General features: G+C 63.0%; 20 protein-coding genes and 1 pseudogene. 11 read left to right on the top strand and 10 right to left on the bottom strand.

Annotated elements, in window-relative coordinates; translation table 11 throughout:
• The first annotated feature begins 70 nt into the window (after positions 1-70).
• Positions 71-280, top strand: coding sequence for a hypothetical protein (locus SB764_RS23255; RefSeq protein ID WP_074983591.1), 210 nt, complete (start codon positions 71-73; stop codon positions 278-280).
• Between the two features lie 186 nt (positions 281-466).
• Positions 467-805 (top strand): EAL domain-containing protein, encoded by a 339-nt coding sequence (locus SB764_RS23250; protein WP_321866193.1) that lies wholly within the window; start codon positions 467-469, stop codon positions 803-805.
• Positions 806-955: 150 nt separating this feature from the next.
• On the opposite strand, the gene SB764_RS23245 is transcribed toward SB764_RS23250, so the two are convergent.
• The 6 genes from SB764_RS23245 to otnK all read right to left on the bottom strand — a co-directional run bounded on the left by SB764_RS23245 (position 956) and on the right by otnK (position 7,614).
• Positions 956-2,254 carry an MFS transporter gene (locus SB764_RS23245; protein WP_074983588.1) on the bottom strand — a complete coding sequence of 433 codons (1,299 nt, stop codon included), beginning with the start codon at positions 2,252-2,254 and terminating at the stop codon, positions 956-958.
• A gap of 86 nt (positions 2,255-2,340) precedes the next feature.
• Complete coding sequence (locus SB764_RS23240) at positions 2,341-3,285, bottom strand: amidohydrolase family protein (protein WP_065058413.1); 945 nt, start codon at positions 3,283-3,285, stop codon at positions 2,341-2,343.
• Positions 3,282-4,211, bottom strand: coding sequence for an amidohydrolase family protein (locus SB764_RS23235; protein ID WP_410865053.1), 930 nt, complete (start codon positions 4,209-4,211; stop codon positions 3,282-3,284). The genes SB764_RS23240 and SB764_RS23235 overlap by 4 nt, the downstream gene beginning before the upstream one ends.
• Positions 4,208-5,605, bottom strand: coding sequence for an MFS transporter (locus tag SB764_RS23230; protein ID WP_110327420.1), 1,398 nt, complete (start codon positions 5,603-5,605; stop codon positions 4,208-4,210). Before SB764_RS23230 ends, SB764_RS23235 begins: the two co-directional genes overlap by 4 nt.
• A gap of 57 nt (positions 5,606-5,662) precedes the next feature.
• A complete protein-coding gene (locus SB764_RS23225) occupies positions 5,663-6,310 on the bottom strand; it encodes an aldolase (protein ID WP_176080103.1) in 648 nt (215 codons plus the stop codon).
• Positions 6,311-6,321: 11 nt separating this feature from the next.
• Positions 6,322-7,614 (bottom strand): 3-oxo-tetronate kinase, encoded by a 1,293-nt coding sequence (gene otnK / locus SB764_RS23220; protein ID WP_321868905.1) that lies wholly within the window; start codon positions 7,612-7,614, stop codon positions 6,322-6,324.
• 192 nt (positions 7,615-7,806) lie between these two features.
• Between otnK and SB764_RS23215 the strand changes: the two genes are divergently transcribed.
• The 4 genes from SB764_RS23215 to SB764_RS23200 all read left to right on the top strand — a co-directional run bounded on the left by SB764_RS23215 (position 7,807) and on the right by SB764_RS23200 (position 12,458).
• On the top strand, positions 7,807-9,192 hold the full coding sequence (locus SB764_RS23215) for a homoserine dehydrogenase (RefSeq protein WP_183039704.1): 1,386 nt from the start codon (positions 7,807-7,809) through the stop codon (positions 9,190-9,192).
• A gap of 104 nt (positions 9,193-9,296) precedes the next feature.
• Positions 9,297-10,649, top strand: coding sequence for a gluconate:H+ symporter (locus tag SB764_RS23210; RefSeq protein ID WP_110327423.1), 1,353 nt, complete (start codon positions 9,297-9,299; stop codon positions 10,647-10,649).
• A 48-nt stretch (positions 10,650-10,697) separates the two neighbouring features.
• A complete protein-coding gene (locus tag SB764_RS23205) occupies positions 10,698-11,528 on the top strand; it encodes a DeoR/GlpR family DNA-binding transcription regulator (RefSeq protein ID WP_065058407.1) in 831 nt (276 codons plus the stop codon).
• 417 nt (positions 11,529-11,945) lie between these two features.
• Complete coding sequence (locus SB764_RS23200; RefSeq protein WP_065058406.1) at positions 11,946-12,458, top strand: hypothetical protein; 513 nt, start codon at positions 11,946-11,948, stop codon at positions 12,456-12,458.
• Positions 12,459-12,504: 46 nt separating this feature from the next.
• Here the strand turns inward: SB764_RS23200 and SB764_RS23195 are convergent, their stop codons facing one another.
• On the bottom strand, positions 12,505-13,917 hold the full coding sequence (locus SB764_RS23195; RefSeq protein ID WP_074983579.1) for a DUF2252 domain-containing protein: 1,413 nt from the start codon (positions 13,915-13,917) through the stop codon (positions 12,505-12,507).
• Between the two features lie 337 nt (positions 13,918-14,254).
• Between SB764_RS23195 and SB764_RS23190 the strand changes: the two are divergent.
• From SB764_RS23190 to SB764_RS23180, 3 genes and pseudogenes are all read left to right on the top strand, one after another.
• Positions 14,255-14,377 (top strand): annotated as a pseudogene (locus SB764_RS23190) (integrase); the annotation flags it as partial.
• Positions 14,378-14,591: 214 nt separating this feature from the next.
• On the top strand, positions 14,592-16,646 hold the full coding sequence (locus tag SB764_RS23185) for an alkyl/aryl-sulfatase (RefSeq protein WP_321904783.1): 2,055 nt from the start codon (positions 14,592-14,594) through the stop codon (positions 16,644-16,646).
• A 9-nt stretch (positions 16,647-16,655) separates the two neighbouring features.
• Entirely contained in the window at positions 16,656-17,180 is a 525-nt protein-coding gene (locus SB764_RS23180; RefSeq protein WP_074983577.1) for a hypothetical protein, read from the top strand.
• 187 nt (positions 17,181-17,367) lie between these two features.
• Here SB764_RS23180 and SB764_RS23175 read toward each other — a convergent pair whose 3' ends face one another.
• Positions 17,368-18,114 carry a hypothetical protein gene (locus SB764_RS23175; RefSeq protein WP_321868908.1) on the bottom strand — a complete coding sequence of 249 codons (747 nt, stop codon included), beginning with the start codon at positions 18,112-18,114 and terminating at the stop codon, positions 17,368-17,370.
• A 434-nt stretch (positions 18,115-18,548) separates the two neighbouring features.
• On the opposite strand from SB764_RS23175, the gene potE reads away from it, so the two are divergent.
• On the top strand, positions 18,549-20,795 hold the full coding sequence (gene potE / locus SB764_RS23170; RefSeq protein ID WP_336752493.1) for a putrescine-ornithine antiporter: 2,247 nt from the start codon (positions 18,549-18,551) through the stop codon (positions 20,793-20,795).
• Between the two features lie 40 nt (positions 20,796-20,835).
• Positions 20,836-21,846, top strand: a complete 1,011-nt coding sequence (locus SB764_RS23165) for a hypothetical protein (protein ID WP_410865048.1) — start codon at positions 20,836-20,838, stop codon at positions 21,844-21,846.
• 82 nt (positions 21,847-21,928) lie between these two features.
• Here the strand turns inward: SB764_RS23165 and SB764_RS23160 are convergent, their stop codons facing one another.
• Positions 21,929-22,333 carry a hypothetical protein gene (locus SB764_RS23160; protein WP_065058400.1) on the bottom strand — a complete coding sequence of 135 codons (405 nt, stop codon included), beginning with the start codon at positions 22,331-22,333 and terminating at the stop codon, positions 21,929-21,931.
• Between the two features lie 94 nt (positions 22,334-22,427).
• Complete coding sequence (locus SB764_RS23155) at positions 22,428-24,221, bottom strand: SulP family inorganic anion transporter (protein WP_321868910.1); 1,794 nt, start codon at positions 24,219-24,221, stop codon at positions 22,428-22,430.
• Between the last annotated feature and the right edge of the window lie 208 nt (positions 24,222-24,429).

The raw sequence follows: 24,429 nt of genomic DNA, 5'->3' as shown, positions 1-24,429 counted from the left end.
GGTTCGGCGATTGCTACGGCACAGGTTTCGCAGCTCGAACCGTTGTGGGCGATCTTTCCGGGAGCAGGCAATGATCACTGCATTTGACAACGACTTCACGTCAAAACCACATGTACTGCACGTGTTCGAGCAGGACGGTGGGTGGCATTGGGGCATTACGGTCCCGCGCAGTCCAGCCGGCGGATTCCGGGTTATCGCATTCAGCGATCGAGCGTTTCGCCACGAAGTGGACGCCCGTCATGACGGCGGCAACGCAATGGGGACGCTGGTCGCCGGATGACCCTCCACTTGCGAAGCCGCCCTGCCCGGTGAGCCAGCAAGGATGTCCAGCAATGGCCTTTGGAGAAAGATCCGTATGGCGAGGCATAATCCGTCATAGTGCATTCGTCATATATTGATTTGACGATTTGCAGGCTGCCCCCGGAGATCACGCGGTCGTGAACCAGCGGGGCGAACCTTCCGGCGCTTGCGTCTCAACGGCGCCTACATCTATCACCGGACGCATCTTCCGATCGACAAGATCAAGATCGACCGCTCGTTCCTTGACCGGAAGATAGCGGGACACGAAAAAATTGTCCCCGCAGTCCTGGGACTTGCCAATGGCCTGCACATCAAGACAACGGCTGAAGGTGTCGAGGACGAAGACGTGTTTCGGTGGCTCTGTACGCTCCCCTGCGATTTTGCTCAGGGGTCTCTGTTTGGCAAGCCGATGCCGGCCCGCGACGTCACGATCCTGTTCCCGAATTGCGTCGACGTCCCGGAAGCGCGACGCGGAAAACGTGGCGATATCCAGCGGCAAGCGTAGCTTGCGCGCGACCTGAGGGCCGCCTCTCCCGAGATACCGGGTTCCTCTCCAGGCAACCTCAAAACCATGCGCGCGCTCTAAAAAAACTCGCCAGCATCTCATCGCATTCCCCGCTGTCGGTCCGTCACCGTCCCGAAACAGGGCAAGAATTCAACGGGATGCGTTGGCCGCGAGCCCCCGCTGCCCCTTGCGCGTCTGCATCACCGCTGCCACGAGCAGCGCGCCCAGCACGAGGCCGCCGGCCACCACGTACAGCGCGACATCGGTGCGCCCCGTCATCTGCTTGAGCGAGCCGATCATGTATGGCGAGACAAATCCCGCGAGATTGCCGATCGAATTGATCATCGCGATGCCGGCGGCGGCCGTCACGCCGCTGAGGAACGAAGTCGGCACGGCCCAGAACAGCGAGGGAATCGAGAGCACGCCCATGTTCGCCACGCACAGCGCGACAATGCCGAGCACCGGCTCGCTCTGCCACACGACGCTCAGCACAAAGCCAACCGCCGCCATCGAAAACGCCGCGATCAAGTGCCATTTGCGCTCGCGGAAACGGTCGGCGCTATACCCGAACGCCAGCATGCAGACGATCGCGCAAAGACCCGGCACGGCGTTCAGCAGGCCGATCGCGAGCGCGTCCTTCGCGCCCATGCGCTGAATGAGCGTGGGCATCCAGAAGCTGATCGCATACAGCCCGACGTTGTAGAGAAAGTAGATCGCGACGAGCGCCCACACATAGCCGTTGGCGAGCAGGCCGCCGAAACCGTGCGCCACCTTCGCGCGGTCTTCGGCGGCCATCGCGTCGCTGAGCCAGTTCTTCTCGTCGTCGCTCAGCCAGTTGACGGTGCGAATCTGCTCGCTCATGCGCATGAAGATGTACACACCGAGCACAATCGTGGGCACGCCTTCACAGAGAATCAGCCATTGCCAGCCGCTCAGGCCGCCGAGCCCGGAGAAGAATTCGAGAATCGAGCCGGAAATCAGTCCGCCGATCACACCTGAGGAAGCCAGCGCGATATAGAATGTGCCCCAGGCGCGTCCGCGCCGTGCGGCGGGAAACCACTGCGACATGTAGTAAATCGCGCCCGGAATGAAACCCGCTTCGGCGAGACCGAGCAGGAAACGCATGACGTAAAACTGCATCGGCGTGCGCACGAAAATGGTCGCGCACGACAGCAAGCCCCACGTAATCATGATGCGAGAGATCCAGCGTCGCGCACCTACGCGATGCAGAATGACATTGCTCGGTATTTCCAGCAGGAAGTAGCCGACGAAGAAAATGCCCGCCCCGAAACCATAAACGGCGTCGCTGAATTGCAGCTCGTTTGCCATCTGCAATTTCGCGAAGCCGACATTCACGCGGTTCAAATAGGAAAAGAAAAAGCCGAGCATCAGCACCGGCAAGATGCGTAACGACACTTTGCGAAACAGGGCGTTTTCGTCGATGGACATACTTGTCTCCTGATATGTTTTTTGTGCGCGCAGCACGTGCGCGACTTTGTCGGGCGTCGCTCGCGCGTCGCCCGGTTGTTGCCTTCTCAGCCGACGCGATAAAAGCGCTGTGCCGTGCCCGCGAACAGCGCGCGCAACTCGCTTTCGGTGGCGTGGGGCAAAGCGCCAATCACATCGGCGACGATTTCGGTGAAAGTCGCCGAGAGATTGCCCACCGGCAGATTGCTCGCGAACATCGACCGCTCGAAACCGAACAGATCCACGGCTTCGCGAATCACGCGGCGGTTGCTCGCGCTGTCCCACGTCCCGTTCGGCAGACCCAGTTCGGATACCTTAAGAAATACATTGGGGCAATCCGCCAGTGCCTGCATGCCGCGCCGCCAGATCGCCACCCCCGCTTCCGAGCGGTCGAGCGGCAGACCCAGATGGTTCGTCACGATGGGCGTATTCGGGAACGCGCGCGCGACGTCGGCCGCTTCTTCCAGATGCCAGTACGGCACGCGCAAATCCCACGAAAAGCCGAAGCGTTCGAGCATGGCGAGACCGCGCAGCCATGCCTCGTCCTGCATCGTGCCGGGCTGGCCGCGCACCGATTCGCCGGGACCCGACGAGATTTCCGGCTTCGAGCGCACGCCGCGCGCGAGTGGGCTTTTCGCGTGACCCGCGAGGACCGCTTCGCAGTCGGGCTGCACGAAAAACACATGGCCGACGATGGCGCTCGGCAATCCCGTTGCCGCGTTCAGCCGCGTGAGAAATTCGGTTTCCTGCACCTGCTCGCGGCGCGAGCGTTCCGCTTCCACATGCACGGTGCCGATCACGTCGAAACCCGCCGTCGCCGCGCGATATTGCGGCGGCAGGAAGTTCTGGCACATGCGGCGGTAGTCGCCGAGGAAGAAGTGCTCGTCGTAGTCGTCGGTGAGCCACGGGAAATGGCCGTCGCCGAGATCCCAGAAGTGATGGTGCGCATCGAAGATCGGCAGATCGAAACCGAGCGCATTGGCCGATGCGTTGCTGCTTGCCGTGGAAGTCATCGTGGAGTCCTTGCAGAAGGATTCGACAGGTCGACGGGCCGATACACCCGCGTCGCCGTGTCGTGAAAAAAGGCGCGCTGCTCCGCGGCGCTCCACGCCGACACCAGCGTTTTAAAGCCGTCGATGAGCGCGTCGAGCGAAAGAAACAGGCCGTCGACGGGAAAATTGCTGCCGAACATGAGCCGTTGCGCCCCGAACAGTTCGTGCAGCGTGCCGAGCACGTCGCGGTTCGCTTCCACGCTCCACGGCTGGCCCGCTTCGCACAGACCGGACACCTTCACGACGGTATTCGGCCGCGCCGCGAGCGGCGCGAGCGCTTCGCGCCATCCATGGAGCGTGCTGGCCGTGCGGTTGCCGGGCACACCCGCGTGATTGACGATCAGCATCGTGTCGGGAAAATCGCGCGCGAGCGCCGCCGCTTCGCGCAGATGACGCCAAGGCGTTTGCAGCTCGAAATGCAGGCCGTATTGCGCGAGTTGCGCGTAGCCGTCGCGCCAGCGGCCGTTCGACATCAGCGTGTTGCCCGACGAGGCGTGCGCGTGCGCGGGTTTGTGGCGCACGCTGCGCACGAGTTCGAAGCGGCTTTGCGCGGCCAGCACCTCGGCGACATCGGCGGCGTCGAGCCAGGCCTGCGCCGCCATCGCGTTCGGCAAACCGTGCTCGCGCGCGAGCGCCGTGACGAAGCGCGTTTCGTCGAGCGGCGTGGCCGGGTCCCATTCCGCTTCCACGTAGACGGTAGCGACCACGTCGTGAGCGGCCGCGTCGCGGCGATAGTCGGCAGGCAGATAGTCGCGCTTGATGGCCTCGTAGTCGCCGTAGCGATGCGGCACGCGCACGCCCGGCGCGAGCCACGGATGATGTCGCCCCGCGAGCGCCCAGAAGTGCTGGTGCGCGTCGACGATGGGACCGACGTACTTCGTGTTCATGTGCGTTCCGCCGTATGCGTGGCGGCGCTTGCCGTGCTCGCACTGCCTGCATGGCTCACAAGCGGCTTCGCGCCGAAGTCGATCAGCAGCGAGCCGATCAGATAGGTCAGCGCGCTCGCCGCGAGAAACAGCAGCGCCATGTGATAGCCGCCCGTCATCTGCACGATTACGCCGACCACGATCGGCACCGCGATCGCTCCGCCCGTACCCGCGAAGTTCATCACGCCGCCCACCAGCCCGACTTGCTCGCGCGGCGCGAGCATCGCGGGAATCAGCCAGTAGAGACCGCCCCACAGGTGGAAGAACACGCCGATGGCGAGCACGGCCACGGCGAGGCGCACGTCTTCGACGAACGGCAGCGCCACGAGGCACAGCAACGACATGCCGCCCGACACGCCGAACAGCAGTTTCATCGCCCGCGCGCGCGGCATCACGCGTTGCAGCCAGTCGGCGATCGCGCCCGAGAGAATTTCGCCCAGCGCGCCCGCGAGAAAGATCGCGAACGTGGCGATGCCCATACTGCGGATATCGAGTCCGCGTCCCGCCGAAAGATAGTTAGGCCCCCAGGTGACCAGACCGAAGAACACCGTGGCCCAGCCGATCCGCCCGATCACCATGGCGGCGAGCGTGCCGCGCGTGAGCGGCGCGCGTGCGGCGCCGCCAGGCATTTCGCCGGCCACGCGTTTGGCCTCGCGAATCTCGTGCGCTTCCGCGGCGTCGAGGCGCGCGTGCTGTTCCGGCGTTTCGCGCAGCATCAGATAGACGGCGACGCCGAGCACCACGGTCGAAATGCCGACCACGATGAATGCGGTACGCCACGAGCCCGACGCGCCGATCAGCGCGCTGATGACGAGCCCGCCCACCGCCGATCCGAGCGGCGCGCCGCTGTCGATCAATGTGAGACCGCGCGCGCGTTCGCCGGGCGGCAGCCACGCGGCGGCGAGCTTGGTCGCGGAAGGCATGTAGGGCGCTTCGAACACGCCGAGGCCGATACGCGTGAGCAGCAGCATCACGCCGTTGATCGCGAATCCGGCGACGCACTGAAAACCGCCCCACAGCACCGCGGCGATGCCGATCATGCGGCGCGCGCCGAAGCGGTCGGCGGCCCAGCCCGCGGGAATCTGGAACGTGCTGTAGGTCCAGAAGAACGCGGAGAGCACGAGACCTTGCATCGCGGGGCTCAACGCGAACTCATGCACGATCGACGGCATGCCGACCGAGAGCGACATCCGGTCGATGCAGTTCACCGTATAGAGCGCGAACAGCATCAGGATCATGCGCCAGCGCGTCGTGGCGAGCAGCGCGCGCAGCGAGCGCGGCTTGTCCTGCGCCGGCGGGAGCGCAGGGAGCGCGTGGGGCGCGTGGGGCGAATGAGCGTCGGTATCGGTTTGCATGGTCTCCTCCGGGTATCGTCTCGTCTATCGCATGGCGGGCGTCGCCGCCGAATCCGCTTACCAGCGTGCGCCGAACGTCGTGCGCAACTCGTCGATCTGGTCCTCGCCGAGCGGCTCGACGCTCCTGCCCTGCGCCTGCATCATCAGAACGAGGCGTGCCGTTTCCTCGAGTTCTTCGAGCATCGCGGACGCTTCGCGCAGGCTGCGATGCCATACCACCGGCCCGAGCCGTTCGAGCAGCACGCCGCGCACGCTGCCCGCGAGCTCGCGCACGCGCTCGGCCACCTGCGGGTCGCCCGGGCGGCAATAGGGAATCAGCGGAACGTGGCCGACCTTCATCACGTAGTACGGCGTGATCGGCGGCAGCACATCGTCCGCGCGCCAGACGCCCGCGAGCGTGAGCGCGACGAGGTGCGTCGAATGCGTGTGCACGACCGCGTGCATGTCGGGCTGATGGTCGTAGACGGCGCGGTGCAGCGCGAGCGTCTTGGACGGCTTGTCGCCGGCCACCCATTCGCCCGCCGCGCTCACCTTGGCGATGCGCGCGGGATCGAGATCGCCGAGACACGCGTCGGTGGGCGTGATGAGCCAGCCGTCGTCGAGCCGCGCGCTGATGTTGCCCGCCGTGCCCGCCGCGTAACCGCGATCGAAGAGACTTTTGCCGATGCGCGCGATCTCTTCGCGCAGCGTGCTTTCCTGATTCATGGAGATCCTGGTCATGACTGAAGCGCGAGGGCGCGCGTGAAGAAGTCCGTGCCGCCGAAATTGCCGGATTTGAGCGCGAGCGCGATGGGGCCGTGCGGGCCGTCACCGATCGTCCAGGGCACGCCCGGATCGATCGGCGCGCCGATACGCAGCCGCGAGACGCCCAGCGCCTGCACTACCGCTCCCGAGGTTTCGCCGCCCGCCACCACGAAGCGATGCACGCCGCGCTGCGCGAGTTCGCGCGCGATGGCGGCCAGCGCGCCTTCCACGAGCTGCCCTGCCCGTTCGACGCCCAGTTGCGACTGGATCGCGCCCAGTTCCTCGGACGCGGCCGTCGCGTAGATCAGCACGGTTTCGTCGGGGTGTTGATCGAAGAACGCGAGCGCGGCGTCCACCACCGGCTCGCCGGCGGCGAGCGCGAGCGGATCGATGCGCAGCGCGGGACGGCTCGCGCGCCAGTGCGCGACCTGCGCCTGGCTCGCGCGCGAGCTGCTGCCGGCGAGCACCACCGCGCGGCCGCCCACGGCGGGCAGTTGCGCGGCCGCTTCGCCCGCACCGAGCAAACCGGCGCGGCGGAAGTTGTCCGGCAGACCGATGGCGAGGCCCGAGCCGCCCGTGAGCAGCGGCGCGTCGGCGAACGCCTGGCCCAGCGAGCGCAGATCGTCGTTCGACACGGCGTCGGCAATCGCGAGGCCCACGCCTTGCGCGCGCAGTTTCGCCGTCGCCTCGCGCGTGGCCTGCTCGCCCGCGGCGATCGCGTCGTAGCGCAGCAGGCCGACCGGCAGCGTGCTTTGCGCAGCCAGCACGCGCACGAGATTCGGGTCGGTCATCGGCGTGAGCGGATGCCTTTCCATTCCCGATTCGCTGAGCAGCGCGTCGGCCACGAACAGATAGCCGCGATACACCGTGCGGCCGTTCTCGGGGAACGCGGGACAGGCGATGGCGAAATCCGTCCCGAGTGCCTTCATCAGCGCCTCGGCAACCGGCCCGATATTCCCGGCGGGCGTCGAGTCGAAGGTCGAGCAGTATTTGAAATAGAACTGGCGGCAGCCCTGCGCCTGAAGCCACGCGAGCGCGGCGAGCGACTGCGCGACGGCCTCGCCGGCGGGAATCGTGCGCGACTTGAGCGCGACCACGAGGGCGTCGGCCGCGACGGGCTCAGCGCCGCGCGGCACGTCAATGAGCTGCACCGTGCGCATGCCGCCGCGGACCAACATGCTGGCGAGGTCGGTCGCGCCGGTGAAGTCGTCCGCGATGCAGCCGAGCAGCGGCGCGTTCGGGGCTGTTTGCAGATTAGGGGTCATTGCCTTCTTCTCCTCAATGTCAACCGATTATAGCCTTGATGTTCGAATATGTTAAAGCCTGATAGAAAAGTTGACTGCGATGGTAATGAAAGTTAAATTCGCGTTCAGACAACGTGCGATCCGTAGCTCGCGCATCCGTTCGCTGGCGAAGTGCGCAGCCGAGCGGCCACCCAACCACTGGGGACACCCTTTATGAACTTCGAACTGCTTTTCCGCGCGGCTTCCGCGTCCCGCTCGCCCGCCAGCCCGGTCATCCGCTACGCGCTGACCGGCGCGGGCGGCGGTTTCGCGCGCACGCTGCTCGCGCAAACGCGCCTGATCGACCGCCTCGCGCCCACGGTGCTCTGCGATCTCGATCTCGGGGGCCTGCGCGCGCTGTGCCTCGAACTCGGCTACGACGCGGCGTCGCTCGTCGAATGCAGTGATGCCGCCAGCGTGCGCTCGCTCGCGCCGGGCCAGATCGCACTGGTGCGCGACGTGGCGCTGCTCGATCCGGCCGCGTTCGACATTCTTGTCGAAGGCACGGGCAATCCGTCGGTCGGTTACCGCGCCGCGCGCGCCGCGCTCGAAGCGAAGCGCCATGTCGCGATGGTCAGCAAGGAAGTCGACGCCGTGGCGGGCGTGTCGCTCGCGCAATTCGCGGCGCAGCAAGGCGTGGTCTACACCACGGCGGACGGCGACCAGCCGTCGAACCTGATCGGCTGGGTCTCGTGGGCGCGCACGCTGGGACTCGACATCGTCGCGGCGGGCAAGTCGAGCGAGTACGACCTCGTGTTCGACGACGCCACCGGCGAAGTGACGCAGCTCGATCAGCGCTTTGCCGCGCCGGAACTCGCGAACCTGATGACGCTCGGCGACGACGTTGCCGCCACGCTCGCCGCGCGCCGCGCGGCGTTGCGCGGCCGCAAGACCTCGGCCACCGCCGACTACTGCGAGATGACGGTGGTGGCGACCAACACGGGTCTCGTGCCCGACGTCGAACTGCTGCACTACCCGGTCGCGCGCACCACCGAACTCGCCGATATCTACGCGCTGCGCGAAGACGGCGGCGTGCTCTCGCGCACGGGCGTCATCGACGTGTTCAACATGCTGCGCCGCCCGGACGAGGCGAGTTTCGCAGGCGGCGTATTCGTGGTCGTGCGCACGACCGACGCGCCCACCTGGGCGCTGCTCGCGCAGAAGGGCCATGTGGTGAGCCGCAACGGCCGCTATGCGTGCCTCTATCTGCCGTATCACTTCATGGGCGTCGAGACCCCGATCACGCTGCTCGAAGCCGTGCTGCACGGACGGCCGACGGGCGCCGCGCAACCGACCCAATGCGCGGTGCTCGCAGGCCGCGCGACGGACGACATCAAGGCGGGCACGGTGCTCCACATGGGCGGTCATCATCACGACGTGACGGGCGTGCAAGCCGTGCTGCTGCCGCGCGAAGCGGCGGGCGCGAATGTCGCGCCGCTCTATCTGGCGGCGCACGCGACGCTCGCGCGCGACGTGGCGGCCGGCGAACTGCTGACGCTCGATCACCTGCAAAACGCGGACGAAGCGCTGCTGGCAGCGTGGCAAGCCGGCGCGAAGTGAGTTCGGTGGACGCGGCGCGGCATGGCAAGCGCGGGCGCCTCCGCGCTTGCGCCGACGCCCGTCCGAGCCCGGACAGCGACGCGCGATAAATACAGGGAGACACCATGCGGGGAGAGGTCGCAACCATCGCGATGGCAGTGAGCGCCATCGTCGTGCTGATCTTGCTGATCGTGCGCGTACGGCTGAGCCCGTTCGTGGCGCTGACGTTGTCGGCGCTCGGGCTCGGCCTGCTGGCCGGCGTCACGCCGGAGCACAGCATCGAAAGTTTCACTCAAGGCTTTGGCGGCGCGCTCGCGCGAACCGGGCCGGTCGTCGGCCTGGGCGCCGTGCTCGGCGGCATCCTGATCGGTACGGGCGGCGCGGATCGCATCGCCAATGCGTTCGTCGGCAAGCGGCCGCTCTGGCTCACGCCGTGGACGATCTGCGCGGCGGCGCTGCTGGTCGGCATGCCGCATCTGTTCGATGTGAGCTTCATCATGCTCGCGCCGCTCGTCTACACGATCGCGCGGCGCACGAAAAGCCACCTGCTCTATATCGGCTTGCCGGTCGCGGCCGGCCTGTACGTGTCGCACGGCTTGCTGCCGCCGCATCCGGCGCCCACGCAGGCGGTGTCTGCCTATCACGCGAATACCGGGCTCACGTTGCTCTATGGGTTGACGATTGCGATCCCGAGCGCGATTCTCTGCGGCCCGCTATTTACGCTCGCGGCGCGGCGTTTCTTCGGGCCGGCTCCCGATCTCGCGGCGGGCCCCGGCGGCACGCGCGGCGAGGACGTGCGTGAATCGACGGCCTCGCTGCCGCTGTCCGTGATCTCGCTGCTGATTCCGCCAGGCTTGATGTTGGCGGGCACGGTGGGCATGGGACACGCCGCGAGAGGCAGTAGCGCCTTCGTGTTCTTCCAGGCGCTCAACGACCCGATTCTTTCGCTGCTCGCCGCGGTGGTGTTCGCGTGGTTCGCGCTGGGCGTGCGCGGCGGCTACGCGCTGGCGGCGATGCAGAAAATGGTCAACAAGGGCGTGGCGCCGCTCAGCACGATCCTGCTGATTCTGGGCGCGGGCGGTGGCTTCAGCCAGATGCTCAAGTCGATTCACCTCGACACGATCATCGTCGACCATTCGATGCACTGGGCGGTCAGTCCGCTGCTGCTCGCCTGGGCGCTCGCGGCACTGCTTCGCATCTGCGTAGGCTCGGCGACGGTGGCGACCGTGGCGGCGAGCGGTATCGTCGCGCCGCTGCTCGTGGCGCATCCGGGCGTCTCGCCGGAACTGATGGCGCTCGCGACGGCCTCGGGCGCGGTGATGCTCTCGCATGTCAACGATTCCGGTTTCTGGCTGTTCAAGGAATACTTCCAGCTCTCCGTCGCGCAGACGCTGCGCACGTGGACGCTCATGCTCTCGCTCCAATCGCTGGTCGGGCTCGCGGGCGTGATGCTGCTGAGCACATTGATCGGCCGTTAACATCGGTTAACATAGCGGCGTACCGAACGGCCCCCCCAGAGATTCCGCATGCCGAGCAAGACCCAACCCGACGAAACCCCAACGGCGCCGCTGATTCCCGATCAGCGGCGCGAAGCCATGCTGCGCCTGCTGCGGCGCGACAAGGTGCTGTCGCTGCATCAGTTGATGGAGTCGCTGGGCTGCTCGCACATGACGGTGCGGCGCGATATCGCGCTGCTGGAGCGCGAAGGCCTCGTGCATTCGGTGCCGGGCGGCGTGCGCGTGGCGAGCCAGTTGGCGACCGAGCCCAGCCATGTTTCGAAGGCGCTGATCGATCCCACGGAAAAGCGCGCCATCGCGCAAATCGCGGCGTCGTTTCTGCGGCCCGGCATGACGGCGTATCTGGACGCGGGCACCACCACGCTCGCGCTGGTGCCGCACATTCTCGCGCTGCCCGACATCACGGTCATCACCAACGACTTTCCGATCATGCAGGAGTTGATGAACGCCGGGCATGTTGCCGCGATTCACACCGGCGGCCTGCTGGACCATGCGAACCAGTCGAGCGTCGGCGAACTCGCGGCGGCCACGCTGCGCCAGCTTGCCGTGGATGTCGCGTTTATCTCGGCCAGTTCGTGGGACTTGCGCCGTGGCGTGACCACGCCCTCGCCGCCCAAGATCGATGTGAAGCGCGCGGCGATGGAAGTGGCCGAGCAAACCGTGCTGCTCGCCACCAGTGCGAAATACGGCACCTTCAGCACGTACAAGATTGCCGGGCTGGAGCGCTTCGACCACATCGTCAGCGACTCGGCGCTGCCCGAGGCTGCGGCGTCCGGCATTCATGCGGCGGGGCTGTCGTTGAAGCTGGCGTCCATCGGCAAGAAAGCAGTTGGTTCGTAGCGGGCGCGCAAGGGTCGGCACGAGGGACGTTCGAAACGCCTTGGGCGTCGTCACCGCGTGGCGTAATCTCATGCGCGAAGCGTGAGCCGGTAGTCGGTAGTCGGCCAGTTGCAGCCATTTATCACCTTCGCGACGACGAGGTGCGAGCGGCAATTTACAGCGCAGCGCAGCGCATCGCGTCACGTCGCGTCGAATCGAATCGAATCGAATCGAATCGAACCGGCCGCGAATATCTCATGATTTCCGAACTTTGCTACGCTATCTGCACATCTCCCTCGCGCTTATAACAGGTTGAAATCTGGTCTTTAAATGACGAGGCCCATTGTTTCCGATTGCGCATCCTTTCGTGAAAAATCGTTTGAAACACACGATGCCCGCATTGACCGATTCAGTCCATACACGACGGAGGTTAAGGTCATGAAGACGCTGACAGCCACGCTAAAGCACGAATTCATGAAAGTGCTTCCGCCCACGATTTTCTTTTTCGTCATCCTGCACATCGTGGTCGTCGTACGCTCGCTAATGATCCTCGGGACTGGCGTTTCGATACCCACTTCAGCGTCGGTACTCGTCGCCTCGCTGATCCTGGGCAAAGCGGTACTGATCGCGGACATGTTGCCGTTCATCAACCGGTTTCCGGACAAGCCGTTAATCTGGAATGTTGCGTGGAAAACGCTGATGTACGCCGCGGTCGCAACCGTCATCCACTATCTGGAAAGGCTGTTCGAATCCTGGAGAGACACGCACAGCATCCTCCAGGCTAACGTGCACCTGCTTGCCGAGATGAACTGGCCGCGCTTCTGGGGCGTGCAGATCATGCTCGTGACGCTGATTTTCAACTATTGCGTCATTGCCGAACTCGCACGGGTTGTCGGACGCAGAAAGCTCTCGTCAATCTTCTTCGGCCCAATCCCTCAACCCGCCGAATAGCGGACGTACTGGAAACATTGAACGAACGCGCACACGATTGTGATTGTCAAATACGGAAATCCGCAGCCATGTCTTCGTCGCTTCGCGCCTGAAGCCTTCCAGACCGACATGCGCTCATAAACGCCTTGTAGTCGGCTTCGTTCTGCGCGGCGCAGGCCGTTGCGTAACCGGTGAGCGCCTCGGCCATGCGCTCGCCGCTGCCGAGATACGCTGCGATTTCAATCGCCTTCCCGCTCGCCTTTGCGTGAGCGCGCGCAAGCGCCCAACCGCAAATGCGGGCGTAGCCTTGCATGATGGTCGCGTTCATTCGCTCCACTTCCGCCGATACCTTCATGTCGCGCAGTTGGCGGAAATAAAAATTCCGACCGGCAGGTCCCGACGTCCAGCCAAGAAACGAGTCGCTCGCCGCTTGCAACAAGCGCTGCCCGACCACGACGCGCTGCCCCTGATGGTCGTGGGCTTTCGCATCGAAATATCGGGCGATCACGGAAGGACGGGCTTCCTTGACTTGCAGAAACAACGGCGTGCCGTGGCTATCGACGAACAACATCACAAGGCAGAACGTGCCGACACTTCCTACGCCCACGACCTTGAACGCGATATCGTGAAGTTCGTACTGGTCGATCAGCAGGCGGCGGTCGGCCGGCAGCGTGTCGAGGTAGGCGTCGAACGCCCTGGCGAGTTTGCCTTGCCATGCCCCGGTGTCGGTCCAGTTGCTTTCCTTGCCGAGCAGTGAATTAGGCCCGGTGGGATGGAACAGCGCGGGCGGCGCATCCTGAATCGTCCATTTGCCGTTTTGCTGCGTCGCCATCTTGGCCAGCACGCTTTCGTGCGTACGCGTTGCCGCTTTTTTTGACGTCCTGGCGAGCAGGCTGCGGCCCTCTTCGGTCTTTGCCAGCTCCATCATGCGTTCAAAGCTGATGATTTCGTGCCATAAATCCAGAGAGCTGTATTGCGAGTATTCGCGCATGCGCTCGGTGTACTCGTGAACCGCACTCCACACGAATTCGCCAATCGCGCCACGCCCGAAGCCCATATGCTCGCCCGCAACCGCAAAACTTCCAACGAGCCGCTTCAGGTCCCATTCCCACGGTCCGGGCGCGACCTCATCAAAGTCGTTCAGGTCGAACACCAGTTGTCGCTCGGGCGTGGCGAAGCCGCCAAAGTTCATGAGGTGTGCGTCGCCGCAAATGGGGAAAGCGATACCCGAATTGACCGTACCCGCAAGGTCGTGGGCCTGAATTATTGCAGTGCCCCTAAAGAACGTGAATGGCGAAAGTGACATGCGGCCATAGCGTAAAGGAACGAGCGCCTCTACCCGGCCCGCGCTACTGGCCTCGAGAAGCTCGATCGGGTCGCGTTTCGTATTTCCGATCTCCGCGTGACGGGATCGCTTCGCGCGCTCGCGCGCCTTTCGACCCGCCGCCTGTCTCTCTGCAAGGATCTGCGTGGCCACCATTTGCACACCTCGCTCGAATACGTCACCCAATCGCACGAGAAGCAATTGCCCCGCGCGTACGCCCACGTCTTCACACACTGTCGGACGTTAAAAATCAGTCTAGCATCGAGTCGTTCGTTCTACTTTCCTATTTGACGTGACGTCACGCCTGATTGAAACGAGCGTGAGAAAACGAGCACGCCCGAACGGAGCGAGCGCCATTTCTGATAGCTTGCGCAGGGGTTGCATGAGCATTGACGACGTATGCAATCTTTCATTGGACTGCAAACCATTCGCGAGGACGATATGGCCAATCGGGAAGACGTGAACACTACGCGCCCGGACAACGGCCCACGGGTTCAATCCTGCAATTGATAGCAAACTACGCGCATGCGACCTCACTCGATTGCTCGTCCAGGATGTCTGGCAAGGCAGCCACGTCGGATCGCGCGCGAGGGTCATGCAGCGGCATCAAGGTAGACGATGCTCTTGAAGTGGACGAGCAAACCGAAGCATGCTTGTCATGAGCGTTCCCTCGCCGGAATTTGGATTGTGCCAATCCACTGCCCTTTCCTAACTGCGTTGCGAACACTGCGCACAGCCAAATCACCGCGTCTAAATTCTCTATATGCTCGTGTCGCGGTGATTCTCTGCAGTTTCGTGACCCTGTAGTTGACAAACATCGGAGGCCGGTCATGTCTGACGCGAATGACGCGGGAAAGGTGGGCGGGAGAAGGGCATTTCTCAAGAACGTAGCGGTTGCCGGCGCCGCAACCGGCTTTCCAGGCGTCGTCAGTGAAGCGCTCGCTCAATCCAGCTCCACCCCGAGGCCGACCACAGCAGCGCCAAAACCTGCGACGGCCGCCACAATCTCGATCAACAAGCAGTATGCCGACTTCCTGAATTTTGCCGACGCGCAGGATTTCGAGGATGCAAAACGTGGACTGATCGCTACACTTCCTGAACCCGTTGTCATTCCCGGTCCGGGCGGTGTCAACGCATGGGATCTTCAGCAGTTCGCTTTCGTGAACGGCGGTGCGGAGAATAATGCCCCGTCCACCGTCAACCCGAGCCTGTGGCGAAACGCCAAGCTCAACATGAACCACGGCCTCTACCAGGTGGTCGATGGCATCTGGCAAGTGCGTGGCTATGACCTGTCGGTCATGAGCATCATTCGCGGCGATCACGGTTATATCGTCGTTGACCCGTTCATCACGACGGAAGTGGCCTCGACGGTCTGGAAGCAGCTTGTTATTCCGCATCTTGGAGACAAGCCGATCACCCACGTGATCTATACGCATAGCCACGTTGACCACTACGGTGGGGTACGCGGTCTCGCAAGCGACGACGACCTGAAGTCCGGCAAGGTACAGATCGTGGCGCCCACGGGTTTTACCGAAGCCGCAGTGGGGGAAAATGTCATCGCCGGCAACGCAATGGGCCGCCGTGCGACCTTTATGTATGGCTCGCTGCTTCCGCGTAGCCCCACCGGCATCGTTGATGGAGGCCTCGGCAAAACCACGTCCGTCGGAACGATCACACTCGCCGTGCCCACGATGTTCGCCGAAAAGACCGGGCAGAAGATGACACTCGATGGGGTCGAACTGGTCGTACTGATGGCGCCGGAGTCGGAGGCGCCATCAGAGTTCATGTTTTACCTGCCGAAATACAAGGCATTTTGCGCAGCCGAGGACGCTACGCATACGCTGCACAATCTGTACACGCTTCGTGGTGCCAAGATGCGGGATGGCCTGCTCTGGTCGAAATATCTCCAGTCAGCGCTCGATATGTTTGGCGACGATGCCCAGGTGCTGTTTGCTTCGCATTACTGGCCGACGTGGGGAAACGACAGAATCGTCCCCTTCCTGCGTGCGCAACGGGATATGTTCCGCTATTTGCATGATCAAACGTTGCGAATGGCCAATCAAGGCCTGACGCCCCTGGAGATCGGCGATGCAATGCGTCTACCCGACAGTCTCGCCAAGCACTGGTATTGCCGTAGCTATTACGGCACGGTCTATCACGACGCCGTCGCGCAGTACAACTTGCGGCTCGGCTTTTTCGACGGCGTGCCGGCAAACCTCCACCGTCTGCAGCCCACAGAAGCCGGCAAGCACTATGTGGAGTTCATGGGCGGCTCGGCAGCGGTACTCAACAAAGCGCACGCCGATTTCAACAAGGGCGACTATCGCTGGGTTGCAGAGGTCGTCAATCATGTCGTGTTCGCCGAGCCTCAGAACACTGCGGCGAGGCAACTTCTCGCAGACACCTATGAGCAGTTGGGCTACCAGTCCGAATCGGCTTCGTGGAGAAACTTTTACCTGACCGGTGCAAAGGAACTGCGAGAAGGCGTGAAAAAGCTGCCTGCTTCGAACCCGCAAAGCCCTGACACCATCCAGGCCATGCCGCTCCCGATGTTCCTGGATTATCTGGGTATACGCCTCAACAGCGACCGCGCGGCGGGCCAAACGGCATCGTTCAACCTTGTGCTGACGGACACGAAAGAGAACTATGTACTGGGCGTCGAGAATAGCGCGCTGCACTATTCACCCGACACCCGTTCAAAATCGGCCGATGCAACAGTCACGATGGCGCGGGCCGATCTCAACGACATCATGATGGGCAAGACCAACATGCAAAAGCTCGTGATGGCCGGAAATGCGAAGATTGACGGCAACAGCCAGAAACTCGGTGAGTTCGTGTCGTGGCTAGATACGTTCGATTTCTGGTTCAACATCGTTACGCCCTGAGGTGTTGCCATGTGCGCAATCTGCGAATTCAAGATTGATTTCAGCATCGGCCATCCGCTCGCGCTGAGTGTCGCGGTCGCCACACGCAAGGCGATCGAAGCAGGTCTCGTCGACGAAGTCGAAGCGGACGAGGGTGCGCTTGCAGCAGCGCGTAAGCGAATGTCCGCGGTCGACGCACTCAACCGGCTGCAGGCCCGAATTGAATCAGGCCACGCGGCGGACGATCTTCTCGCCTTGCCGGACTTCTACGTCCTGCTGATCGAGAATGACACGTGGGGCTTTTTCCACGCGACCACCGATGGCTTCGATCCTGATATCGTGCCCGATATGCCGGATGTCACAGCGACGGATGATGCGAAGCGCAGCAGCGTGATCGTCACATCGGAAACGGCATTGCGTGCCTGGCTAAGCGGAAGCTTCGACATTTCACATGCCCTTGAAGCGTCGCTTTTTTTGGTCGATGCGCCTGATGCATCGGCGTCGTCTCTCAAGCGGATGCTTGTCGTCGCCGATACGTCTGCTACGGTCGTTTGACAAAGCGTGCTCCCGGCAGAGTGCGCGATCTGCCGGGAGCACACGCAACGTTGCGCATATCGACACTGCCGCGCGCGCCCGATTGACCGCAATACGGCGGAAAGCGGTCGTCAAGTGCTCATTGCTTCGCCTGCCTGCACCGTCGCTTCCCTGTCAACCCGACAAAACTGTTCCCGCCACCGTGGCGCTACTCTCCAGAAACGCCCGCATGTGCCTGAGCGACATCAGACGCACCAGTGGCAACGGACGCTGACGCGCCTTGACCGGCAGCAGCCTGGGCGGCCAGATTCTGGATCTGCTGAGAGCAGTCATCCGAAGCAACGACATGGGCTCGTGCCAATAACGTTTGAAGCCCATTGATCTTTCGCTGATCTTCAAGCAACACAGACTGGCATTGAGCCTGCACCTGTTCCAAGCCCTCGCGATCCAGCATCGATTGGAGATGCTGGGCCATCTGCCCGCGGTCCTCCACATTCGGCACCTGGAGACCGAGAACCCGCAAACTCTCCAGCACGGCCGGTTGGCACGCGCCCGTGTAGTTCAGCACCTGTTCGCAGACTTGCGGCAAGACCCAGGTCGGAGCGTGTTGGGTCTGGGTGGCCCACTGCTCTTGCACGGTCGACACCCGTTGAACATGGTGGCCCTCGACGTGGTGCCCCGAGTGTTTGTGAAACCGCACACGATGAAAATATCTGCGGCCGCCCAGGTTGGCTGTCACCACTCGCGTGTGTTTCGCACGTTCCTCGTATTCGGCGTGCTCCTCGTGTTTCGCGCGCCCCAAGTGCCGCAAATGCGCAGGCCTCCGGTGCTCGTGTGAACGAGCCGTGTCCATCGAATGACGGGATTGCTGGACGTGGTGCGCCTCAACGCTATGGGTTTTAACGCCGGGATGGGTCCTGGTCTCGGTGATCGCACAGGCGACCTGAGCCACCATCGAGCACCCCATGATCAACACCGCTGCGTTAATCCCCGTTCTCTTCCTGTTGCAATCCACTCCCTGCCCTCTCATTGCTTGGTCACAGCTATCCGTTAACGGCAATATGCGGGCGTCCTTTAATCTCTTGCCCTGTTGACTACCTCGAAGCTGCGAGCGAGGCAGCCGGGCCCGCTTTGAAGAAGCGCGATGAAAACACGGCATCTCCGGCAATCCCCCAGGCTTTGCAACCAGAAGTCCGCATCTTTACGGAAAATCGTTGAATTTCAGAATCAATCGACGATCGGTCATGAATAGCCAGGCGGGTAATCCACTTGACCTGAATCAATCTGATCCTCGTCCCGCGCTCTAGCCTTGACGCAGGCTCCGTACGTGCGGATCGCTCTCGATGATTCGCTGGGCGTTCGCACGGTGATACGGGCAGGAGAATCGCCATGACTGATCAGCCCAGAAAGATGAACGTAGTACAGCTCACGTTCATCGTCAGCGTGAACATGATGGGATCGGGCATCATCATGCTGCCCGCCAACATGGCGCAGGTCGGTGCGATTTCGTTGCTGTCGTGGCTCGTTACGGCAATCGGATCGCTCGCCATTGCCTGGGGCTTTGCCGAAGCGGGCCTGCTGAATCAGCGCGCCGGCGGCATGGCCGCGTACGCGGAAGAAGCTTACGGAAAGGACGGCTATTTTCAGGTCTTTTTTCTTTACTTCCTCTCCATCGCCATTGCCAACGTAGCGGTCGCGAGCTCCGCGCTCGGCTATCTCGCCGCGTTCGTCCCTGCGCTGACCGCGTCCCCGCTGACGACCTGCCTTGGCGTAATCGGACTTCTGTGGCTGACCACGCTGGCCAATTTCGGCGGCCCAAAAATTACCGGACGCATTGGCGCGATTACCGTCTGGGGCGTCATCCTGCCCGTAGGCTTCATTTCGATTGCGGGGTGGTTCTGGTTTCACAGCGATACCTTCGCGGCGGCGTGGAATCCGAAGGGGCTGCGTATCATGGAAGGGATGGGTTCGAGCATCTCTCTCACGCTTTGGGCGTTCCTCGGTATGGAGTCGGCGGTACAGAACTCGTCGGCGGTCGAGAATCCCAAGCGCGATGTTCCGCTGGCCTGCATGTTCGGCACCCTCGGCGCGGCGGTGATCTACATTCTCTCCACGGCCGTGATCCAGGGCATCGTGCCGAACGCGGAACTCGCCAGATCGACGGGCCCCTTCGGCCTCGCCTTTGCGCGAATGTTCAATCCCGTTGTGGGCTCCGTCGTCATGGGTCTCGCCGCGATGGCATGCGTCGGTTCCCTGCTGGGCTGGCAGTTCACGCTGGCCCAAACCGCCAGGGACGCATCCGAAAGCCAGATGTTCCCCGCCGTCTTCGGCAAGGTGAATCGCTCCGGCGCACCTGTTGCGGGCATGGTGATCATGGCGCTCGTACAGTCGGTGATGGCCTTGTCGACAATTTCCCCCAATCTGAGCGAACAATTCGCCGCGCTCGTCAACCTGGCCGTCGTCACCAATGTCATTCCGTATGTCATTTCGCTGTCGGCGCTGTTCGTGATGATGCGCAACGTCGGCACCGCGATCACGAAATACCGCCTCAATGCGACGATCGCGGTCGTGGCGCTGGCTTACTCCGTATTTGCGATCTACGCGTCCGGCAAGGATGCCGTGATGGGCGGCATGCTGGTTTTGGCGATCGGGTACGCGATATATGGCTTCGCCGCCAACCGGACCGGCCCGTCGCCCTCCGCGCCGCGCACGGCAGCGAGTTCGGCTGCCGCGGCAATCGCCATCGGCTTACTGGCGCTTGCCGCTTTCATGCCGCATCCCGTGCACGCCGACCAGCGGCCCCAAGGCGCGACGCTCGCGCGCATCGAGCAGTCCGGCACGATCCGCATGGGCTATCTCAGCGACGCGCCTCCGTACGCCTACAAGGACGCCGGCGGACACGTGACGGGCTACACCGTGGCGCTGTGCCAGAAGATTGCAGATCAGATCCGAAGCGAAACCGGTCTGACGACACTCAAGACCCAATGGGTTCCGCTCGCGCCAGGCGACGACACGCACGCATTGCGCGAGAACCGTGTCGATCTCGTGTGCGGCGTGCTCGATACGCTGACGAACAGGCAGAGCATGTCGGTCTCCATTCCGGTCTATCCGGGCGGTATCGGCGCCGTTCTGCGCACCGATGCGCCTGCGGGACTGCGCGAGATCCTGTCCGGAGAGCACCCGTCTCACGCCGTCTGGCGGGCGTCGCCCGCGCAGTTGCTGTCACGGCAGACGGTTTCGGTGATCGCCGACTCGCCCGCCCAACGCTGGCTTGCCGCAAAGCTTGGCGAGCTTCGGATTTCGGCAACGGTTGCTCCGGTCACCTCGATGCAGGCGGGTTTGCAGAGGCTCATCGATCGTCAGTCGAACGTCTTCTTCGCGGACCGCGCCCTTCTCGTTGCCGTGGCGCACGACAGTCCCGCAGCGAGTGATCTGGTCGTTCTCGACCGGCGGTTCACAAGCGTGTCCGTCGCAATCGGCATGGCACGCGGGGATGACGATCTGCGTCTGCTGGTCGATCGCACGCTCAGCCGGCTTTACGGGTCGCCTGCGTTCGTGGCTGTGTACGAGCAGTCATTCGGGAAACTCGATGCGGATGCGACCGCGTTCTTTCGCCGGGCTGCGCTGCCGGAGTGAACAAGCTGCGTGGCGCGGATTGGCTAGTGAGGATTCGAACATGGGCTTGCTTACCTGGCTGTTTCATCGGAACGGCAGCAGCGATCGCGAGGAAAATGTGCGCCTCGCCGAAATGATCGATCGCGCGCTCGCGTTGAATCCTCGTCTGCGGTTGGCCCGGCGCTATCGGGAGCGCCTCGGGGAAGCCATTTCCGTTTCACTCGACTATATCGACGACCTCACCGGCTCGTTGCCGCCTCCGCACGAGGCCGATAGCGCCGCCTGGGCGACCGATCCCTTGATTCGCGCATTCTTCGCGACGTCCGATGATCTGCCGAAGGCGTTCAGCCGCTCGGAGGAACTGCGCGCCTATTTCTCGCAGCATGCCGAGGCAACCGAAGCCTACGCGACACTCGGGATGGCGATGTTCGAACGACACGTGCTTGGCGTTGCGCTCGACGGCGATTCGGTACGCCATGACGTTCCCCAGACGACGATCTGTTTCACCGATCATCGCGTCAGTGTCTGCGGTCAAACGGACCTCGATCTGCGCCAGGAAATTGCGCGCCGGCTGATCGATCAACTGGCACTGGAAGGATTGGCAAGACTTGCCGCGGACCGCCGCGAACTCGTGGCAAAAGGACGCGAACTGCTGGAGGCGCGCGTGGCATTGCTCGAGCGGCGGGGAGTCGGTATGCGCTCGGTGGTGGGAGACAGTCCGGACGCCGGTTCGGAAGAACTGCTGCGGCTGCAGAGCGAGATTGAAGAGAACGCGCACAGCCTTGCCGCTCTTCGCGTCCCGACCGGCGTGGTCGAACTGGAAATGAAACGGGTCTGCGACGTCTTCGCCCATCCGGCCGAATATCTCTATGTGGAAAGGCGTCTCTTGCGCCTCGATCTGATGAACGTCGTGAGAAGCAACGAAACACCGGCCAGCCGCGAAATCGAGTTTCGTCTCGCTCGCATTCCAGGCGCTCCGCCTCGCCTGCGCGCATTCACGCTCGTGCGTTTCCCTCGTGCCGAACTGCTGCCTGCCGGATTGCACATCGATGCGGCCATGCGCGCCATCTAGCGCGGCAACCCGTCAAACAACGTATCGGACGAGAGCAGGCATCTCGCGAAACGGTTCATAGCGCCGCACCCTTTGGGGACACTCACCGCTTTTGCAAACTCCAGTCCCTGCCTCCGGTTCCGCAAAAGACCGGATGAAGCGTCATTGACTGCCCCTTCGCCAGCAGATTGATCGTGACGCTCCGACACGTCTTCGCACCGTCGTGGACCGTGGTTTCCGGTGTCATCGTCGCGTCGATCCGTACGCTATTTCCGGTCTGCGCGTTTGTCCACCCGGTCGTTTCAGCGTCCTTGCTTGTATTGAGCACCTGAACCAGTGCGCCTTTAATGGATTCCATGTCACGCGGCTTCATGTAGGAGATCGGCGTGTCGTTGAGAAAATTCAGATTGCTGGCGTCTGCTTCAGCATTGCCGACCAAAAGCAGAGTCGACAACGCCAAACGTGCGCAATGCGCCAGGAGAAATGGCTTCCTGTAGGGGATCGACACATGAACCTCCTTTTGGTGCGTTGCGATGTCGTCCGATGATCTCGACGTCAGACTCGCAGCCGGTTTCCGGATACCGCCGTCAGGCTGGAACGCTTCAGCGTTGAAGCTTCGCGCCCGCGCCCGGCGGCTCTCTCGCGACTTGCCCGGCGGCTTCGGCGCTCGCATCCATCTCGTGCAGGTAAGCCTCGATCGCGTCGTCGACCAAAACCCGGCGGCTGATATCGCCGACGAGTTCCGTCAGCCCTTCCGCGCGCAACATGTCGCGTGCGCTGCCGTGAGCCGCCACAACGCGCAGCCGCTTTCCCAGCCGATCGAGGTCCGTATGCAACGTCGCCAGCATTCTGGCGCCCGCGATATCCACGACGGGCGAGTTCGAGAGATCCAGTATCACCAGTTTGACCGGACGATTCGTCGACCGGATTTTCTCCATAATCGCCGCGCGCACGTGATCCACGTTGAAATACAGCAGCGACGCTTCGATACGGAACATCAGCACGCCGGGAACCTGTTCGTTGTCGGCATGGCGCTCGCTATCCGAATAGTGCTGCATGCCGGGAATGCGCCCAAGTACCGCGACGTGCGGATGCGCTGCACGCCTGATCAGCAGCAGCATCGACGCCAGCACGGCGAAGATCACGCCTTTGAGAATGCCCAGCAGCAGGACGGCAGCGAATGCGACCATCGCCACCATGAATTCATAGCGGCTGACTCGCCAGACGTGCCGCAACTCGCGAATGTCAACGAGGCCCTTGACCGCCACCAGCACGATGGCCGCCAGTACGACGTTCGGCAGATTGGCCAGCAGGCCGGTGAGGAACAGCAGGCATAGACCGATCGCGATCGAAGCGAAAACCAGCGCGAGCGGGGTCTTCGCACCAGCCTTGTCGTTGACCGACGATTGGGACAAACCGCCCGCGACCGGATAGCCCTGGAACAGACCCGCCGCGAGGTTTGCCGCGCCGAGTCCCAGCAGTTCCTGGCGCGGATCGATTTCGTAGCCGTTTTTCCGGGCGATGGCCCGGGCAGCCGAGACGCTCTCCACATACGACAACAGCAGGCAGGCAAACGCCAGCGAGACAATGCCGTCCACGTCCCGGACGCGCAGCGATGGCAGGTGAAACGCGGGCAGACCACGCGGCAAGGCACCGACGACCTTGAAGCCCATCGCACCCAAGGGTGTCAGCGAAAGCAGAACAATCGAAAGCGCCACCACAAACAAGGCGACCGGGCGACCCGGCAGATATTTTTCGCCGAGAATCAGTAGCGCTAGCGCGCCAAGCCCGAAGGCGAGCACGACGAGCTGGGTGTCGGGTAGCTGCCCGATCAGGATCGAGATGCGTTCGAAAAACTGCTCGCCGCCGCCTTTTACTCCGAAAAGCTTCGGCAACTGGGTGAGCGCAATGGTCAGCGCGGCGCCCGCCTTGAAGCCTAACAATATGGTTTCGCTAATGAAGTTGACGAGCGAGCTAAGCCGCAAAATCCAGCCGATCAGGCACATGATTGCGATAAGGATCGCGGTCAAGGCGGCAATGGAGGCGCACCGCGCTGGGTCGCCGTCCGCCATTTCCACGACGGTCACCCCAACGAGCATCGAAATGGCCGACGTCGGGCCAATGGCAAGTTGCCGCGAACTGCCGAATAGCGCGTAGAAGAGACCGCCGACGAGGTAGCAGTAGATCCCGTACTGGGCGGGCAATCCGGCGAGCGTTGCGTAAGCCAGCGAAACAGGTATGCCATACGCCGCAAGCGTCACGCCCGCCACCAGATCGGATGATAGCCATCGCACTTTGTAAGCCGGCAGCCATTGCGCCGGCACGAATATCGCGCGCCAGCCGCTTGCAGGGGCGGTTGAGTCAATACCCGTGACGGGCGCGTGCTCATTTTCCATGGCGTTCTCCTTCCCTCGCCGCTCAACCGGAATGGCGCCGTATCAATCATCTGGATGGTCGGATGAACGCTCACCTCGACTCGCCGACGATTGCGTCCCTTCACGATAAGCAGGCGGCCGCCCGCGCGATTGATGCAGATCAATCGCCGTTCCGCGGCCCAAGGCGGCCACATTGGCGGATGAGTGGCCGCGTAGCGGCACACGCGAC

Source organism: Paraburkholderia sp. SIMBA_027 (assembly GCF_046535315.1).
Lineage (GTDB): Bacteria > Pseudomonadota > Gammaproteobacteria > Burkholderiales > Burkholderiaceae > Paraburkholderia > Paraburkholderia tropica.
This window is presented reverse-complemented; position numbering and strand designations above follow the sequence as displayed.

Coding starts and splice junctions, on each gene's coding strand:
- SB764_RS23230 (WP_110327420.1), bottom strand. CDS start 5,605: ATGCAAACCGATACCGACGCTCATTCGCCCCACGCGCCCCACGCGCTC.
- potE (WP_336752493.1), top strand. CDS start 18,549: ATGACTGATCAGCCCAGAAAGATGAACGTAGTACAGCTCACGTTCATC.
- SB764_RS23165 (WP_410865048.1), top strand. CDS start 20,836: ATGGGCTTGCTTACCTGGCTGTTTCATCGGAACGGCAGCAGCGATCGC.
- SB764_RS23195 (WP_074983579.1), bottom strand. CDS start 13,917: ATGGTGGCCACGCAGATCCTTGCAGAGAGACAGGCGGCGGGTCGAAAG.
- SB764_RS23180 (WP_074983577.1), top strand. CDS start 16,656: ATGTGCGCAATCTGCGAATTCAAGATTGATTTCAGCATCGGCCATCCG.
- SB764_RS23185 (WP_321904783.1), top strand. CDS start 14,592: ATGTCTGACGCGAATGACGCGGGAAAGGTGGGCGGGAGAAGGGCATTT.
- SB764_RS23155 (WP_321868910.1), bottom strand. CDS start 24,221: ATGGAAAATGAGCACGCGCCCGTCACGGGTATTGACTCAACCGCCCCT.
- SB764_RS23235 (WP_410865053.1), bottom strand. CDS start 4,211: ATGAACACGAAGTACGTCGGTCCCATCGTCGACGCGCACCAGCACTTC.
- SB764_RS23200 (WP_065058406.1), top strand. CDS start 11,946: ATGAAGACGCTGACAGCCACGCTAAAGCACGAATTCATGAAAGTGCTT.
- SB764_RS23205 (WP_065058407.1), top strand. CDS start 10,698: ATGCCGAGCAAGACCCAACCCGACGAAACCCCAACGGCGCCGCTGATT.
- SB764_RS23175 (WP_321868908.1), bottom strand. CDS start 18,114: ATGGTGGCTCAGGTCGCCTGTGCGATCACCGAGACCAGGACCCATCCC.
- SB764_RS23225 (WP_176080103.1), bottom strand. CDS start 6,310: ATGAATCAGGAAAGCACGCTGCGCGAAGAGATCGCGCGCATCGGCAAA.
- SB764_RS23215 (WP_183039704.1), top strand. CDS start 7,807: ATGAACTTCGAACTGCTTTTCCGCGCGGCTTCCGCGTCCCGCTCGCCC.
- SB764_RS23255 (WP_074983591.1), top strand. CDS start 71: ATGATCACTGCATTTGACAACGACTTCACGTCAAAACCACATGTACTG.
- SB764_RS23240 (WP_065058413.1), bottom strand. CDS start 3,285: ATGACTTCCACGGCAAGCAGCAACGCATCGGCCAATGCGCTCGGTTTC.
- otnK (WP_321868905.1), bottom strand. CDS start 7,614: ATGACCCCTAATCTGCAAACAGCCCCGAACGCGCCGCTGCTCGGCTGC.
- SB764_RS23210 (WP_110327423.1), top strand. CDS start 9,297: ATGCGGGGAGAGGTCGCAACCATCGCGATGGCAGTGAGCGCCATCGTC.
- SB764_RS23245 (WP_074983588.1), bottom strand. CDS start 2,254: ATGTCCATCGACGAAAACGCCCTGTTTCGCAAAGTGTCGTTACGCATC.